The sequence below is a fragment of the Virgisporangium aurantiacum genome (genome assembly GCF_016863635.1).
Lineage (GTDB): Bacteria > Actinomycetota > Actinomycetes > Mycobacteriales > Micromonosporaceae > Virgisporangium > Virgisporangium aurantiacum.
Genome location: NZ_BOPG01000105.1, coordinates 56,076 through 71,823, shown reverse-complemented (window position 1 = coordinate 71,823; position 15,748 = coordinate 56,076). Strand labels below are relative to the sequence as shown.

General features: G+C 70.1%; 15 protein-coding genes. 10 read left to right on the top strand and 5 right to left on the bottom strand.

What is annotated here, in order from left to right; translation table 11 throughout:
- Positions 1-168 precede the first annotated feature (168 nt).
- From Vau01_RS57455 to Vau01_RS57420, 8 genes are all read left to right on the top strand, one after another.
- Entirely contained in the window at positions 169-1,215 is a 1,047-nt protein-coding gene (locus tag Vau01_RS57455; protein ID WP_239152907.1) for an alpha/beta fold hydrolase, read from the top strand.
- Positions 1,212-2,147, top strand: a complete 936-nt coding sequence (locus Vau01_RS57450; RefSeq protein ID WP_239152905.1) for an alpha/beta fold hydrolase — start codon at positions 1,212-1,214, stop codon at positions 2,145-2,147. The genes Vau01_RS57455 and Vau01_RS57450 overlap by 4 nt, the downstream gene beginning before the upstream one ends.
- A 77-nt stretch (positions 2,148-2,224) precedes the next feature.
- Positions 2,225-2,749: a DUF1360 domain-containing protein gene (locus Vau01_RS57445; protein ID WP_204011710.1), complete on the top strand. Its 525-nt coding sequence runs from the start codon at positions 2,225-2,227 to the stop codon at positions 2,747-2,749.
- Between the two features lie 487 nt (positions 2,750-3,236).
- Positions 3,237-4,037, top strand: a complete 801-nt coding sequence (locus Vau01_RS57440) for a hypothetical protein (RefSeq protein ID WP_204011708.1) — start codon at positions 3,237-3,239, stop codon at positions 4,035-4,037.
- Entirely contained in the window at positions 4,034-4,462 is a 429-nt protein-coding gene (locus Vau01_RS57435; RefSeq protein WP_204011705.1) for a phage holin family protein, read from the top strand. Before Vau01_RS57440 ends, Vau01_RS57435 begins: the two co-directional genes overlap by 4 nt.
- Entirely contained in the window at positions 4,438-5,097 is a 660-nt protein-coding gene (locus Vau01_RS57430; protein ID WP_204011702.1) for a DUF3618 domain-containing protein, read from the top strand. The genes Vau01_RS57435 and Vau01_RS57430 overlap by 25 nt, the downstream gene beginning before the upstream one ends.
- Before the next feature lie 458 nt (positions 5,098-5,555).
- Positions 5,556-5,765 (top strand): aldo/keto reductase, encoded by a 210-nt coding sequence (locus Vau01_RS64245; protein WP_239152903.1) that lies wholly within the window; start codon positions 5,556-5,558, stop codon positions 5,763-5,765.
- A gap of 222 nt (positions 5,766-5,987) precedes the next feature.
- On the top strand, positions 5,988-6,767 hold the full coding sequence (locus Vau01_RS57420) for a haloacid dehalogenase type II (protein WP_204011699.1): 780 nt from the start codon (positions 5,988-5,990) through the stop codon (positions 6,765-6,767).
- A gap of 7 nt (positions 6,768-6,774) precedes the next feature.
- On the opposite strand, the gene Vau01_RS57415 is transcribed toward Vau01_RS57420, so the two are convergent.
- On the bottom strand, positions 6,775-6,969 hold the full coding sequence (locus Vau01_RS57415; protein WP_204011690.1) for a hypothetical protein: 195 nt from the start codon (positions 6,967-6,969) through the stop codon (positions 6,775-6,777).
- A 17-nt stretch (positions 6,970-6,986) separates the two neighbouring features.
- Positions 6,987-7,166, bottom strand: a complete 180-nt coding sequence (locus Vau01_RS57410) for a hypothetical protein (protein WP_204011687.1) — start codon at positions 7,164-7,166, stop codon at positions 6,987-6,989.
- Positions 7,167-7,946: 780 nt separating this feature from the next.
- On the opposite strand from Vau01_RS57410, the gene Vau01_RS57405 reads away from it, so the two are divergent.
- Positions 7,947-9,554: an SAM-dependent methyltransferase gene (locus tag Vau01_RS57405; protein WP_204011685.1), complete on the top strand. Its 1,608-nt coding sequence runs from the start codon at positions 7,947-7,949 to the stop codon at positions 9,552-9,554.
- A 24-nt stretch (positions 9,555-9,578) separates the two neighbouring features.
- Here Vau01_RS57405 and Vau01_RS57400 read toward each other — a convergent pair whose 3' ends face one another.
- From Vau01_RS57400 to Vau01_RS57390, 3 genes are all read right to left on the bottom strand, one after another.
- The gene (locus tag Vau01_RS57400; RefSeq protein ID WP_204011667.1) at positions 9,579-10,499 is read right to left on the bottom strand and encodes a GNAT family N-acetyltransferase; all 921 of its coding nucleotides are present in this window, start codon (positions 10,497-10,499) and stop codon (positions 9,579-9,581) included.
- The gene (locus Vau01_RS57395; protein ID WP_239152911.1) at positions 10,496-12,214 is read right to left on the bottom strand and encodes an AMP-binding protein; all 1,719 of its coding nucleotides are present in this window, start codon (positions 12,212-12,214) and stop codon (positions 10,496-10,498) included. The genes Vau01_RS57400 and Vau01_RS57395 overlap by 4 nt, the downstream gene beginning before the upstream one ends.
- Positions 12,215-12,316: 102 nt before the next feature.
- Positions 12,317-12,736: a peptidase inhibitor family I36 protein gene (locus tag Vau01_RS57390; RefSeq protein ID WP_204011662.1), complete on the bottom strand. Its 420-nt coding sequence runs from the start codon at positions 12,734-12,736 to the stop codon at positions 12,317-12,319.
- Positions 12,737-12,946: 210 nt separating this feature from the next.
- Between Vau01_RS57390 and Vau01_RS57385 the strand changes: the two genes are divergently transcribed.
- Positions 12,947-15,727: an AfsR/SARP family transcriptional regulator gene (locus Vau01_RS57385; protein ID WP_204011660.1), complete on the top strand. Its 2,781-nt coding sequence runs from the start codon at positions 12,947-12,949 to the stop codon at positions 15,725-15,727.
- The last annotated feature ends 21 nt before the right edge of the window (positions 15,728-15,748 follow it).

Here is a 15,748-nt window from a genome sequence, read left to right as displayed (position 1 = left end):
CTACGCGTGTACAGGGCAGGCGGGTGTCCGGACCGCCCAGCCTACGCAGGTAGGAACCCGGTCAGCATGCCAGCAACGCGCCCTGCCGCGTCAACCTCGCACGGTCCGAGTGACCGGGTTAACTTGATTGATTCCAGATTCTGGATTTCGTGCCGGTCGGTCGGGTATGTGGCTGGGACTAGCGCCCACAGCCCGTCACCCCGTCCACCAGGAGAGATCATCACCATCGTCACCCGCCGCCCGCCTAGCCAACAGGTTGTCCGGCATCCGCGGCGTACCGCCGACCATCCGGCCCGGATCGACGCCAGGGTGGCGATCCCCGGCGGCACCATCGCATACACCGAAGCAGGGTCCGGTGAGCCGCTCCTGCTCATCCACGGACTCGGCGGAACCCGCCGGACCTGGCGGCACATCATCGACTCCCTTGCCGCCACGCACCGGGTCATCGCCCCTGATCTGCCCGGGCACGGGGACTCCGACGCCCCCGCGGGTGACTACTCCCTCGGCGCGCACGCGGCGGCCCTCCGCGATCTACTGGTTGCCCTGGGGTGCTCCGCAGCCACGGTGGCCGGCCACAGCCTGGGCGGCGGCATCGCGATGCAGTTCGCCTACCAGTTCCCCGAGCGGACCAGCCGACTCATCCTGATCAGCAGCGGCGGCCTGGGTCCCGAACTGTCTCCGGTGTTGCGGGCCGCCACCCTGCCCGGTGCGAACACCGTCGTCACCGCCCTCGCCCAGCTACCCCAGAGTCTGACCCGTCGGATCCTGCCGGTCATGGCCATGCTGCCCGGACTCCCGGCACGCCAGGACGCCGGCCCGCTCGCCGAAGGACTCCGCGGACTCGCCGACCCCCGCCAGCGGCAAGGTTTCGTCCGCACCGCACGCGCCGTCATCGACTGGCGAGGACAGACCGTCACTGCATCCCGCCAGCTCGGTCTGCTCGGCAATCTGCCGGTGCTGGTCGCCTGGGGCGGGGACGACAAGACAATCCCGCCGCACCACCACCAGAACATCGCCCGCCAACTCCCCGAACCCCACCTCATCGAGATCGCCGGCGCAGGCCACTACCCGCACGAGACCGACCCGGCCGAACTCCTCCCGGCGCTGCACCGGTTCCTCGACACCACGGCACCGTTCCAGTACTCCGAGGCCCGATGGCGCCAACTACTCACCCCCGTCTCTGCCGCCTCCGCTGCCTCCAGGCGGTCGAGTTGATCTCCCCGCTGCCGTACGACGTGTTGCCCAGCCGCCGCAACCGTCAACAGCCCGGGCGACTCAGTCGACAGGAACGGCGCAGCGCCCTCGCCGCGCCCGCGGACGCTGACGGGTTCACCAGCGGCTGGCACCGGGTCGGCGCCCGACGTCTGCACGTACGCCAACGACTGGCCGGCGGCTCCACGGCGCTCCCGTGCGTCCTCCTGCACGGCCTCGCGGTTTCCCATCGCTACCTGATACCGACCGCCCGCTGCCTGCGCCAACGGGACGTGTACGTGCCGGACATGCTCGGATTCGGCCTATCGGACAAGCCCGCGGCTGTTTTGAACGTCGCCCAGCACGCGCAGGTCCTGGCAACCTGGCTGGATTCACTCGGCACCCCCGCCGCGGTACTGGGCAACTCCTTCGGCTGCCAGGTCGCCGTCGAACTGGCCAGCCGGCGACCGGATCTGGTCGCCGCACTCATCCTGGTCGGCCCGACCACCGACCCGCGGGCCGCGAGCATTCCGGCACAGCTCGGACGGTTGATCCGCGACCTCCCCGGCGAGGACTGGCGCCAGGCCCCCATCCTGTACGCCGACATCCGCGACGCCGGTGCCCGCCGCATCGTCAATACCCTGCGACACGCGGTAGGCGACCGCATCGACACCAAACTGCCCGGATGTCATATGCCGACGTTGTTGGTCCGGGGTGCGCGCGATCGGATCGCCCCACAATCCTGGCTCGAACACGCGGCGGCCCTCACCCCGGACGCCCGCACCCTTGTCATCGAGGAAGCCGCCCACAACGCCGTCACCACCGCCGGCCCCGAACTCGCCACCGCCGTCGACACCTTCCTGGCCCGGACCAACGCAACCCATCGGACGCACCCGACCGGCCGCAAAGACCTGGAGGTGACCGGCGCCTCGCCCGACCGGCAACTCCGACATTGACGGAGCCCACCGTGATTACGGACGTTGCAGGCGGGTAGCTGAGTGCCCGGCACCGGGCTGGTATAAGGGAGACAGCGATGATCAAGGCCGTACGGAAGCTCGGCGACGCGGTGGCACCTTATGGACCACCGGACGAGTCGCGGCCCCTGGGCGGCTATCTGATCTTGATCACCGCCTACGGTGCAGCACTGGGGGCAGTCGCCACGGTGGTCCGGTTGACCGGGCGGCGGCTGCCCGACCATGTCGCGCTCCCGGACCTGGCCATGATCACGGTCGCCACCCACAAAATCTCCCGGCTGGTGACGAAGGACGCCGTCACCAGCCCGCTGCGGTCGCCCTTGACGAGATTCGACGGCCCCGCCGGTGCGGGCGAGCTCAACGAGTCCGTCCGCCACCGGCACGGCCTCCGCCACGCCGCCGGGGAACTGTTGACCTGTCCCTTCTGCGCCGCGGTCTGGAGCGCGACCGCGTTGACCACCGGAATGGTGCTCGCACCGCGGCTGACCCGTATGGTCGCGGCCACCGCAACGGCTGTGGCCGGTGCCGACTTCCTGCACCTGGCATATGACATCGTGAAGCGGCGGGCAGAGGGCGACACCTGACGACGGCGGCGCCGGTAGCGGTAGTCCATACGATCTATTTGCCGGTAATGCGTTCAGTCTCCACGCCAGGGTGTCGTGCCGGACGGGTCAACCACCCCGTCGTAGTTGTAGAACCACCGGATCCGCACCAGCGGAGCCCTCGCGGCATTTGGGTGGTGCGGATGTAGTGGTGTATGAGGCCGTCGAGCCGGACTGCTTCGTCCGAGCCTTGTTCTGAAGTGATACCGCACAGCTACCCTGCCTGGAACAGAAAGCACGCCTGGCGACATTCGTCGTTGCGCAGGCCGCGGTGTTCGCGAGGGCTTTTGACCGGCCGACCTGGAAGTCGAGGGACGCGAGAGTGTCGTTGCGTTCTCGGGTCTCCATCACCAAGTTCCGCTCGTCCAGACCCATCCCGGACCTCGGCAAATGACCTATCGGCGAGGTGGCATAGGTGCGCCGGCGGTGGGTAGCTCCGGGAACGACCCCTGGACAGAGGAGCAATCCCATGCACGATCAGGACACGTACGCACGCGCACCTGCCTACACCGGAGCCCATGATGCGGACGACGGTAGTTCGAAGGCCGCCGTCGCCGCGGAAACGGCTATGGAGACGGCGAAGGACGAGGCCCGCAACGTCGCGGGTACGGCCAAGGAGCAGGCCGGTGCCGTTGTGGGCGAGGCCCGCAGCCAGGTGCAGCGCATCGCGTCGCAGGCGAAGGTCCAGGCGACGGATCGGGTGCGCGGACAGCACAACCAACTGGTGGACCGGCTGCGCGGGCTCTCCGACGAGTTCGCCGAGATGGGCCGTGACGGCGACTCGCCCGGCAAGGCGCTGGTCAGCGATCTCGGCCGGCGCGGCCAGCGGGTGGCCGACTTTCTCGCCGACCGCGGCCCGGAAGGCGTCGTGTCGGAGCTGACCGACTTCGCCCGGCGGAGGCCCTTCGCGTTCCTGGCTGGTGCGGTGGCGGCGGGGTTCCTGGTGGGCCGGCTCGGCAAGAACGTGTGGAAGGCCCAGCAGGAACAGTCGGCTTCGCCCGCTACGGATACGCGTACGCAGGCGACGCGGTTGGCCGAGGCGGACACCGCTTCCTACTCGGTTCCGCCGACCACGCCCGCCGGAACCGCGGCACCGGTCGTTGCCGACACGTACACCGAGCGGGTCGTCACCGAGCCGGTCTATGTGGAGCCGGTGGTCGCCGACCCGCGTGTCGTCGAGGCGTTCCCGCCCGCGGAATCGCCCGTGACCCCGGCGACTCCGCCGCCGTACTATCCCGACCCGGACCCGCGGCAGGGCGGCCTGCGATGACCACCGGGTACGAACCGGAGCACATCCGGCCGGTCGAGCGGCCGGTGGAGGACGAGTCCATCGGTCACCTCATGAGCGAGGTGCTCCAGGACGTCTCCAAGCTGTTCCGCCAGGAGGTCGCGCTGGCCAAGGCGGAGCTGAAGGAGGAGGCGTCCAAGGCAGGGAAGGCCGGCGGGATGCTGGCCGGCGCCGGCTTCGCCGGCTACATGGTGGCTGTGCTTCTCAGCCTGGCGCTGGTGTTCGCGCTCGACGCGGTCATGCCGCTGGGATGGGCGGCGGTCATCGTCGCCGTGCTGTGGGCGATCGTCGGCGGTGTGCTCTACAGCGTGGGCCGCAAGCGAATGAAGGACGTGGACCCGGTGCCACGGCAGACGGTGGAGACGCTGAGGGAGGACGCGCAATGGGTTCGCGACCAGAGGAACTGAGGAACGAGATCGAACAGACGCGGGAGGAGTTGGCCCACGATGTCGACCGGCTGGCCGACCGCACCGTCCCGACCCGGGTGGCCGGACGGAAGTGGGAAGGCGCCAAGAGCCGCGTCCGCTCCGTCACCGACCGGGTGATGGGCGCGCGGGACACGGTTGTCTCCGGAGCGCAGGACAAGGCGTCGCAGGCCGGCAGCAAGATCCAGGACGCGGCGTCGAGCGCGGCCGGGTCGGTACAGTCCACCGCGTCCACGGTCGGCGACAAGGCCCAGGAGACTGCGCACGCCGTGGCCGACACGGTGCGGGAGGCCCCGGACACGGTGGCGCGCCAGACTCGGGGCAACCCGCTGGCCGTCGGTCTGATCGCCTTCGGCGTCGGGCTGCTCACCGCGTCCCTCCTGCCCGAGACCGAGGCCGAGAAGCGCGCCGGCGCCGCCGTGGCCGACCGCTCCGGCGACCTGGTCGAGAAGGCCAAGGAGACTGCACGAGAGATGGCTGACGAGCTCGGCGGCACCGCCCGCGAGGCGACCGAACAGGTCAAGGAGACCGCCCGCGAGGCGGCCCAGCAGACCGCCGGCCAGGCCAAAGAGTCCGGTCGTACGACCGTTGAACAAACAAGGCAGTCGGTGAGCTGACGCGCGGAGAAAGCAACAAGGCCCGGCGGGGTCACCCGCCGGGCCTTGTCGAGCGACCACGGCATCCGGATCGACGAGTTGGTGAATTGTCGGCCAGCGACCTCGTCGACGTCCCAGCCACGTTCGCGAACGCTCCGCGCCACGGGAACATACGACGGTCCGATCAGCAGATAAAACTCCTGGCATCGACGCCGTCGCCAGGCCGTGTCGGGTGTCTTTGCTGCGGCTGTGCACGGTTCGGTCGCGGATCGGGCGATCGCGGTCGGTTCAGATCGATGCGTCCTGGCGGTTTGTCCGCGAAACCGAGACGCTGCTGGCCGACGGCAAGGTCCGGGCGATCGGGGTCGCAACTTCATGGTCGACCACCTGACGACGCTGCTGGAGAAGGCGACGGTGGTGCCGTCGGTCAACCAGATCGAGGTGCACCCGTACTTCGCCCAGAGTCTGCGGCCCAGGTGATGCTGCGTTGGCATCTGCAGCAGGGCCGTCAGGTGATCCCGAAGTCGACCAAGCCGGCTCGGATCGCGGAGAACTTCGACGTCTTCGACTTCGACCTCACCGGCGAGCAACTCGCCGCGATCGACGCTCTGGACACCGGCAAGCGCGGCGGCCCCGAGCCCGACGCCGTCACCCTGGCCACCTTCGGTATGCCGATCCCCGAAGCGTGATCCACCGGGTCGACGGGCTCGACGACATGGACCTTCCCGGCCGTTACGGCACGCCGAGCTGTTGACGGTCGGGGCCGATGGCAGCGATTACGCCATCGTCGACGAGCCCGTCGAAGCCGCGGTGGAGGAGTCGTCGGCCTACGTGGAACGCGGCGGCGGGGCCGCCGACCTCGTCAGGTGGCCGCGCGGGCGTCGAGCCGTAGGACTACCGGAGTGCCTGGCATGCTGGCGGTGTTCGTTGACGAGCAGTCTCGGCCGGAGGGAAGCCGCGTGACGTCGATGCGATCGTTCCGGTCTGTCGATGATGCTGCTGTGCAGGCTGTTCTGTTCGATACGTTCGGGACGGTGGTCGACTGGCGCTCGGGCATCAGTGCGGCCGTCCGCCGGGTCGAGGCCGGGGTGGACGCGGAGGCGTTCGCCGATGCGTGGCGGGCGAGGTACGACCCGTCGATGGAGCCGGTGCGCAGTGGGCGTCGTCCGTTCGTCACCTTGACTGAGCTGCACCGGGAGAACTTGACCGCGACCTTGGCCGAGTTCGGCCTGGACCTCCCGCTGGAGGAGGTCGATGACCTCAACCACGCGTGGGAGCGGCTTCCGCCGTGGCCGGACAGCGTCGAGGGCCTGACACTGCTGCGGCGGCGTCACATCGTCGGTCCGCTGTCTAACGGCAACCTGGGTCTGCTCACCCGGATGGCCAAGAACGCCGGGCTGCCGTGGGACGTGATCATGGGCTCGGACGTGACCCGGCGGTACAAGCCGCAGCCCGAGGCTTATCTGCGCGCTGCGGCATTTCTCGAGCTTGAGCCGGCGCAGGTGATGCTGGCCGCCGCGCACAACGACGACCTCGCGGCGGCCCGCTGGTCCGGCCTGTCGACGGCATTCATCCCGCGCCCGACCGAGCACGGACCCGGGCAGACCCGCGACCTACGGCCCGAGTCGGACTGGGACGTCGTCGCCACGGACGTCATCGATCTCGCCCACCAGCTGGACGCGCGGCCGTAGCCGCTGCTCAGTTGTCTCGCCAGGAGTGCGTAGGCTGCCACCCGAGGACCGTGAAGAAGTCCGTGGCCAGCAGCCCACCGGCCTGGGCGCGCAGAAACTCAGTCCAGGTCGGACCGCTGCGGCGGGTTGCCGGACCGAGACGGTGCCGGTGCAGGATCCGCCGCACCGACGACGCCGACACCCACACCCGAGACTGCGGCACTCTCCCACGATCCTTATCTACCCGCAGCGCGGGTTCTCCCGGGCCAGCCGAACCACCAGCTCAACGACGTGCCCGTCCAACCGACGGCCACGGCCGGTGCGCGGGTAGATCCAGCGGCGGACCACCAACTCCCGATGCCAGCGCAGCAGCGTCGACGGCGTCACCAGGAACATCTGCCACCGCTCCCGCGGCAGCAACCGGCCAGGGCAGCCAGCAGTATCCGATCCGCCGGCGTGTACCGCGGTCGGACCACCTGCCGGCGCAGCACCGCCAACTGGTGCCGCAGCACCGCGATCTCGACCTCGTATGCAGTTGGCGAAGGGCCGCAGCAGAGCACTCCCATCAGCCGCCGCAACGCCATCAACGCCACCGTCCGGACCACCACACGACCCACCCCTGCCAGCGAGCATCGACCGCCGCCGCCATACTGCGGGACTGCGACGCGAAACTGGCCCGCTACCGCGCCGCCTTGGAGGCGCTCCTCACCGGCACAAACCCGCATAAGGCCAGGCCACGGATGAGCGCGGACGAGATCGCGACCATGGTCGGCCAACTCGGCGACATCCTGGCCGTCTTGGCAGGCAGACCCGGCCTCCAAGGTTCGTCTCCGAGGTTCAACACGAACCATTTTCCAACCGGGTCGGTGCTCTCGGTGGATCTCGTCGTGGCATGAGGCGCGGCGTTCGTGACGGGCTGCCAGGCGAAGATATGGGTTGGTCCCCTGGCAGGGGATGTCACAGATCGACATGACGCGCGGGTACGGCGGTGTCTGGCGCTACCATCGCGCGTACCAGCCGGCCCGCCGACGGTCTGGTAGATTCTTGTCGACTTCGAGAGACGTGAGGAGGTGGGTTGATGACCGCCGGTCAGGGCGCTGTCGTGTGCAGCGCGTCCGTCATCCCCGCCTCCGCGGCCCGGGCCTGACGCAGCGCGTCGTCCCGGGTCCTTCATCTCTCGACAAAGGACCTTTCTTCGCCATGAGCGACTCTTCGCCGCGCCGTGCCGCGGCTTACCCGATCGACTGGACTCTCGAGAACCAGATGGGGCCCAACGCCCTCTGGCTCGTCGACGAGCTGACCGCCGTGATGGACCTGCGTCCGGGTGCGCGCGTCCTCGACCTCGGCTGCGGGCGCGCACTGACGTCGGTGTTCCTCGCCCGTGAGTACGGCGCCCACGTCACCGCGGCGGACCTGTGGGTCGACCCGTCCGACAACTGGAACCGGATCCGTGCGGCGGGCGTCGAGGACCTGGTCGTCCCGTTGCGCGCCGAGGCGCACGACCTGGCGTTCGCCGATGAGTATTTCGATGCCGTGGTGTGTGTCGACGCCTACGAGTACTTCGGCACCGACTACTGGTTCCTGCCGTCGCTGCTGCGGTTCGTGCGGCCCGGCGGACTGGTCGGCGTCGTCACGCCCGGCGTGACGCGCGAGCTCGACGGGCATGTGCCCGAACACCTCACGCCGGGGTGGAACTGGGAGTTCAACGGGTTCCACACCCCGGAATGGTGGCGGGTGCTGTGGACGTCGTCGGAAAAGGTGGACGTCGAGCGGGCGGATCTCCTCCCGGACGGCGGGTCGACCTGGTTGGCCTGGGAGGAGACGGTGCTCGCAGCCGATCCCGAGCGGGGCTCGGCCGACATCGTTGCGATGCTGCGGGCCGACGCGGGGCGGACGCTCGGGTTCGCCCGGGTGGTCGCGCGCAAACCGGACCGGACCGACGACCGGACCGACGACCGGACCGACGACGGCCGGGCGCCGGTCGCGCTGCGGAAACCACCGTCGGCCGAGCCGCACGTCCTGGCCGAGCGGTTGACCCTGCCGCGGTACCCGCGCAGCGCGGCGTACGACCCGGCCTGGGTGATGGCCAACCTGATGGGGCCGAACCCGCTGTGGCTGGCCGAGTGGCTGACCGGCGCGATGCGGCTGGAGCCGGGAATGCGTGTGCTCGACCTCGGGTGCGGAACGGCGTTGACGTCGGTGTTCCTGGCCCGCGAGTTCGGCGTGCACGTCACGGCGGCGGACCTGTGGATCGCCCCTGGGGACAACTGGCGACGTGTGCTGGAAGCCGACACGGGTTCGGGATCGGTGACCCCGCTGCGGGTCGAGGCGCACGACCTGCCGTTCGCGGACGGCTATTTCGACGCGGTGGTGAGTGTGGACGCCTACCACTACTTCGGGACGGACGTGCTGTACCTGCCGACGCTCGCCCGTTGCGTGCGGCCGGGCGGCCAGCTCGGGATGGCCGCGCCGGGCACACAGATCGACCTCGACCTGGAGCCGCTGCCCGAGCATCTGTCGGTGTGGTCGGCCGACCCGGGTTTCTGGACGTTCCGGACCGCGCAGTGGTGGCGGCGGACCTGGGAGCGCAGCGGGTCGGTCGTGGTGGAGACCGCCGACACGCTGGAGGACGGCTGGCGGGACTGGTTGCTGTGGAACGAGACAATTGCGGAATTCGGTGACCAGGAATGGGCGACCGGCCGGCTGGCCCGGGAGGAAGCGGACGCGGTCCGCGGCGACGCCGGGCGCGTGTTGACATTCACACGGGTGGTCGCGTCACGGGTCGAGCCGAACACGACGGGGATGTGAAGGCGGCGCAGCCCGGCCTGTGATCTACTCCGTCCGAGCGTCGCCTACCGGCGGATAGACGGCGCAGACGTACTTGTCCCAGTACCGCCCGGCGTAGAAGTCGTGGTCGCGTAGCACGCCCTCGACCTGGAACAATCGGCCGGCACCGCTCTCTACCTGAGGCCAGTTGAAACCAGGCACCTCCAGGTAGACCTTGTGCAGCCGGAAGGTGTGGAACAGGTACCTGACGAACAGCGCCGTTATCTCGGCGGCGAGACCGGTGCCGGCATGATCGGGCGTGAACACCGCTCCGATGCTCGCGTGCCCCTGGGCGAGATCGGCCGCGTAGGAGACCACCAGCCCCGCCGGTTCACCGCTGGTCGCGTTGCGGGCCACGAACTGGGTCAGAACCTGGCCCCACAGCTCGGCCGTGAACTCCTCCGGCGATGGCGGGTTACCCCGGTAGCGCCATCGGTAACTGCTCTCCGGGTGCACCGCCAACGCGTAGAGGAACGGCAGATCAGTCTCCTGGATAGGGGTCAATTGGTACGCGTGGCTGCTGAGCACCGGCGCCAGCGGCGATCGCCGGCCCGCCGCCGACGGTAGGCCGGTCACCGCGGCCGGTCCGAGACCGGCCCGATCGTCGCCGGTCCGCATGCCGACCACGACCAGGGATACGTCACCCCTGGCGGGCATCCGCTCAAGCAAGGCGAAGACGTCACCGATCCGCTGAAGCGCGTTACGGTTGGCGGCGGACACACCCTTGACGTCCAGCCACGCGAAAAGGCGCATCATCGCCAGACTGTCCAGTCCGAGGTCGTCCACCAACCGGGCGGCGTCGAACAGTTCGGCCGGGTCAAGCTCAAGCATCGCGGCTATCTCGTTCCGCCATCCCTCCCGCCGATCGCGGGCGTGTCCGCCGCGATGGTCGCGCTCGCGGTCGGGGGTCGTCGTCTCGGCCGTCATCGGGGTACCTCCGTGGAAGTCCAGAGTGGACGATCTGTGGGTTCTGCCGCGGTTGTCGGTCGAACCGGATCGAGTTGGCCGGCCAGGTACCTCCGCCGCATCTCGGCCCGGCGCAACTTGCCCGAGGACGTCTTACACAGCCGACCTGGCGCGAGCACGACGACCGCGCGGGGAGTGAGGCCGACCTCGGCGACAACGGCCGCCGTCACCGCCGCCCGCAGGGCGTCGGCCGCGGCCGGGTCGGCCCACGCCCGCGACTCGACGGCGACGACCAACCGGTCGCCGGCCCTGGACCCCGGTACGCCGAACGCCACCGCGTTCCCGGCGCGCACGGCGGGTACGGTGCTGGCGGCGGCCTCGGCGTCCTGCGGGAACACATTGCGCCCCGCCGCGAACAGCAGGTCCGACTCCCGACCGCACACCACGAGGTCGCCGTCGGTCACATAACCCAGGTCTCCCGTCCGCAGCCACCCGGCCGGCCCGGCGGATTCCTCACCCCAGTACCCACCGACGACGCTCGACCCGGTGACCTCGATCCGGCCGACCCGGCGATCGCCGAGCTCGCGACCGCTCACGCGATCCACTATCCGTAGGCGAGCGCCCGGCACCGGCCCTCCCAGGCGCACCAAGGGCCGGCCCGTGTCGCCGCCGGATGGCGGAACCGCCGCGCCGTGGGTCTCCAGCGACGTCGGGTCGACGACGTCCACCTGTAGTCCGACCCCCGGCGCGGACACCGTGACGGCCAGCGTCGCCTCGGCCAGGCCGTAGGCGCAGGTGACGATCGAGGGATCCAGCCCGTACCGGCCTGCCACCGCAGCGAACCGCGCCATTGCCACCGGGTCGATCGGCTCCGCGCCGGTCAGTGCGAGGCGCAGCGATCCGAGATCGATGGCCGCGTCGGTACCGGGACGATCCGCGAGCAGCCTCGCCATCAGCTCCCACGCGAAGTTGGGCGCGGCGGTCGCGGTGGCCCGATAGGCCGCGACCGCCTCGAGCCACGCGATCGGGCGGGCCGCGAAAGCGGCCGGTGACTGCAGTACGAGTGGGCAACCGCAGGACATCGGCAGTGCCAGGCAGCCGATGAGGCCCAGATCGTGATAGAGCGGAAGCCAGCTCACCACGCAGCCGTGCACCCGCTCGTGACGGGTGGCCACCCGGATCGCCGAGAGGTTCACGGCGAGGTGTCCATGGGTGACCGGCACACCACGGGGCTCCCGGGTGGACCCGCTCGTGTACTGAAGGACGGCCAGGTCGGCCGGCGACGTCACGACCGGTGTCGCCGGCTCGGCCGCCCGCGCCCTGGCGACCAGCGCGGAGAGGGCCACGGACGATGTCGAGGCGTCCAACGGTAGGGCCGACTCTGTGAGTGGACTCCCGACCACGACGAGCCCCAGCCGGGCGTCCGCGATCACCCGGCTCAGCCGGCTCAGGTAGGCGTCGTCGGGCCGCCGCGCCGGCAACGGAAGTACGGTGACCGCCGCGCCGACCAGCCAGACGGCCTGCAGCGTCGTGACGAGATCGATGCTGGTGTCGGCGAGCAGGCCGACTCGCGCCCCCGGGCCGATGCCGCGCCGCCCGAGCACCGTCGCGACGCGCCGCGCGCGGTGGTGCACCTCGGACCATCCGACCGCATGTTCGCCACCGTCGGCATCGAGCACGGTGAGAGTCCCCGGGCCACCGGCGCGGCCGGCGATGGCGTCGACGATGGTCCTCATTGTCACGTCCTCACTGTCACGTCCTCACGGCCCGGCAACGCCGAGCCCCTGGCCCACTCGGTGGCCCACCGAAGCCGGGCTCCGGCGGGCCTTCGGGCAGTGTCAGCCGCAGGTGGTTGTGATCCATCGGTGGGAACGCACCTTGTAGTCGCCCTGCAGGTTGCCCTGCTGGCCTCGTCGCGTACATCCGATCCGGTCGCCGTACCCCGTATTCCGGTAAAACGCGACGCCTGTGAAGTCCTCGTCCTCACCGTTGTTGCGGACCGACTTCACCGGCTTCTCGCCGGCCCATGGACACGTAGTGGACCCGCCCAACCAGTCCGAGTCGTCGCCGGACCAGTAGCACCGCTGACCCACGCCGCCGAAGCTGTCCCAGAAGCAGATGGCTTTCGTGGGGCAATCCCAGGCAGCAGCCGTGCCAACAGATGACGTTGGGCCCCCGTACGCCGCCGCACCGTCAGCAACGACGACGCCGACACTGACGAGCGTCGGCACGGCGAGCAACGCCGCGTACTTCCTCATCGTTGATGCCATGGCACCTTCCTCTCTCCGACTCCGGTACTTGCATCAACGGCAGCATTGCCAGTCGCTCCATCCGATCGGTCTTCATCCGGTCTCCACCTGTTCTCGGCGGGCAGTCGAATCGCTGACACGTTTCCGACAGGCACCCCGCAGCGGGCCGAGTATCTTGCGTAATCGAGCGCCATCGATACCGCTGGGGGAGAGGATCGGATGGAGTTCCGGATCCTGGGGCCGCTACTGGTCGTCGCCAATGGCGGCCAACCCCGACCGTTCGGCCCACGACAGACGAAGGTGCTCGCCACGCTGTTGCTGGCCACCAACCGGGCCGTCCCGATCCACGACCTGATCGACGCGGTGTGGGACGACGATCCACCGCCGACCGCGCGGCGGCAGATCCAGAACTGTGTCTGGACGCTGCGCAAACAACTGACCGTCCGCGCCGACGGCCCCGGCTACCGGATACCCGTCGACCATGGGCAGCTCGACGCCCAGCAGTTCCAGGACCTGGTCACCGAGGCGCGGGCATCGGCCGCGACCGGAAAGCTCGGGCCAGCTGTCGACCAGATGACGGCCGCGCTGCGGCTATGGCGTGGCCCGGCACTGGCCGGCTGCACCGGCCGTACGATCCAGGCCAGCGCGGCCCGGCTCAACGAACAACGCCTGACCGTGATCGAGCAGCGTTTGGACCTCGAGCTCACGCTCGGTCGCCACCGCGAGCTCGTTGGCGAACTGATCGAACTGGCCGCCGCCCACCCGCTACGGGAACGCCTCATCGGCCAGCTCATGCTGGCGCTGCACGCATCCGGCCGGCAAGCCGACGCGCTGGCTGTCTACCAGCAGCTACAGGCCCGACTCGTCGATGAACTGGGCATCGGCCCCGGCGCCGACCTGCGTCAGCTGCACACCGCGATACTGCGTGACGAGGTCGACGTCCGACGTACGGTCGCGGTCGCCGCCCCGCGGCCGCCCACGCCGATCGCGCCGGCCCAGCTGCCGACCGACGTACCCAGTTTCGCCGGCCGCACCGATCAACTCACCCGGCTGCACGGCATAGCCGCCGTCACTGACCGGCCCACCGCCGTCGTCATCTCTGCGATCGCCGGAACAGCCGGCGTGGGGAAGACCGCCCTGGCGGTGCACTGGGCCCACCAGGTCGCCAACCAGTTCCCGCACGGGCAGTTGTATGTCAACCTGCGCGGCTTCGACCCAGCTGGCACGGTCATGGACCCGGCCGAGGCGATCCGCCGATTCCTCGACGCCCTCGGCGTGCCACCGCAACGCATCCCGGCCGACCCGGATGCGCAGGTCGGCCTGTACCGCACACTCCTGGCCGGCAAACGCGTGCTGATCGTGCTCGACAACGCCCGCGACCCCGACCAGGTCGGGCCGCTGCTGCCCGGCTCTCCCGGCTGCCTGGTCCTGGTCACCAGCCGCAACCGCCTGTCGGGCCTGGTCGCCACCGTGGGCGCCCACCCGGTTCCCCTGGATCTGCTCACCCTTGACGAGGCGCGGGACCTGATCGCCCGGCGCATCGGTATCCGCCGGGTCGCGGCCGAGCCCGACGCGGTCGACGAGATCATCACCTGCTGTGCGCGGCTACCCCTGGCGTTGGCCATCGCCGCGGCCAACGCCGCCACCCAACCCCAGCGGTCACTGACGGCCATCGCCGCCGACCTGCACGACGCCCAGGACCGGCTCGGCTTTCTGTCGACCGGCGACACCCCCACCACCGACCTGCGGGCGGTGTTCTCCTGGTCCTACCGGACCCTCACCCCGGACACGGCGCGGCTGTTCCGGCTGCTCGGCCTGCACCCCGGCCCGGACATCGCCGCCCCGGCGGCCGCCAGCGCCGCTGCCCTGCCCCTCGACCGGGCGCGCACGTTGCTGGCGGAGTTGGCCCGGACGAACCTGCTCACCGAACACGCCCGCGGCCGGTACACCTTCCATGACCTGCTCCGCGCATACGCCGCCGACCTGAGCCGCACCACCGACCCCGACCGGCGGCGACGCGCCGCCGTACACCGAGTGCTGGATCACTACCTACACACCGCGTACGCCGCCGAACGGCTGCTGTACCCGGCCCGGGATCCGATCAGCCTTACCCCACCTCGACCCGGGGTCATCTCCGAAGCACCCGCCGACCACGAGCGGGCCTTCGAATGGTTCACCGCCGAGTGTCCCGCGCTGCTGGCCGCCGTGGAGCACGCCGCCGCCACCGGCTTCGATTCCCACACCTGGCGACTGGCCTGGGCCCTCGACACCTTCCTCGACCGGCGGGGGCACTGGCACGATCAGGCCGCCACCGGACGCGCCGCGGCGGCAGCTGCCGGCCGGCTGGCCGACCCGACCGCGCAGGCCGGTGCCCACCGCCTTCTCGCCCGCGCCTACCGACGGCTGGGCCGCTTCGACGACGCCCACACCCTGCTGCGGCAGGCCCTCGACCTGTACGACCGGGCCGGCGACCGGATCGGGCAGGCTCACACCCACGTCGGCCTCGCCGTCGTGTGGGGGCGGCAGGGCTGTCGCACCGAGGCCCTCGACCACGCGCGGCGGGCACTGAAGCTGTACCGGGTCGCCGACCACCAGCGCGGGCAGGCCCTGGCCCTCAACGCGATCGGCTGGAACCACGCCCTCCTCGGCGAGCACCAGCAGACCCTGACCTGCTGCCAACAGGCCCTGACCCTGTTCCAGGAACTCGGCGACCGCTCCATGCAGGCCGCCGCGTGGGACAGCCTCGGCTACGCCCACCACCACCTCGGCCAGCACACCGAGGCCATCACCTGCTATCAGCACACCATCGAGCTGTACCGGAGCCTCGGCGACCGTTACGAGGAAGCCACCACCCTCACCAATCTCGGCGAGACCCACCACATCACCAGCAACACCGAGGCCGCCCGGACCGCCTGGCAGCAGGCCCTGACCATCCTCGACCAACTCGACCATCCCGACGCCGACACCGTCCGCGCCAAACTCCACCACCTCGACCCGTAGGTAACCTCATGGCACAGGACC

Coding starts and splice junctions, on each gene's coding strand:
- Vau01_RS57445 (WP_204011710.1), top strand. CDS start 2,225: ATGATCAAGGCCGTACGGAAGCTCGGCGACGCGGTGGCACCTTATGGA.
- Vau01_RS57440 (WP_204011708.1), top strand. CDS start 3,237: ATGCACGATCAGGACACGTACGCACGCGCACCTGCCTACACCGGAGCC.
- Vau01_RS57435 (WP_204011705.1), top strand. CDS start 4,034: ATGACCACCGGGTACGAACCGGAGCACATCCGGCCGGTCGAGCGGCCG.
- Vau01_RS57430 (WP_204011702.1), top strand. CDS start 4,438: ATGGGTTCGCGACCAGAGGAACTGAGGAACGAGATCGAACAGACGCGG.
- Vau01_RS64245 (WP_239152903.1), top strand. CDS start 5,556: ATGCTGCGTTGGCATCTGCAGCAGGGCCGTCAGGTGATCCCGAAGTCG.
- Vau01_RS57420 (WP_204011699.1), top strand. CDS start 5,988: ATGCTGGCGGTGTTCGTTGACGAGCAGTCTCGGCCGGAGGGAAGCCGC.
- Vau01_RS57405 (WP_204011685.1), top strand. CDS start 7,947: ATGAGCGACTCTTCGCCGCGCCGTGCCGCGGCTTACCCGATCGACTGG.
- Vau01_RS57400 (WP_204011667.1), bottom strand. CDS start 10,499: ATGACGGCCGAGACGACGACCCCCGACCGCGAGCGCGACCATCGCGGC.
- Vau01_RS57395 (WP_239152911.1), bottom strand. CDS start 12,214: ATGAGGACCATCGTCGACGCCATCGCCGGCCGCGCCGGTGGCCCGGGG.
- Vau01_RS57390 (WP_204011662.1), bottom strand. CDS start 12,736: ATGAGGAAGTACGCGGCGTTGCTCGCCGTGCCGACGCTCGTCAGTGTC.
- Vau01_RS57385 (WP_204011660.1), top strand. CDS start 12,947: ATGGAGTTCCGGATCCTGGGGCCGCTACTGGTCGTCGCCAATGGCGGC.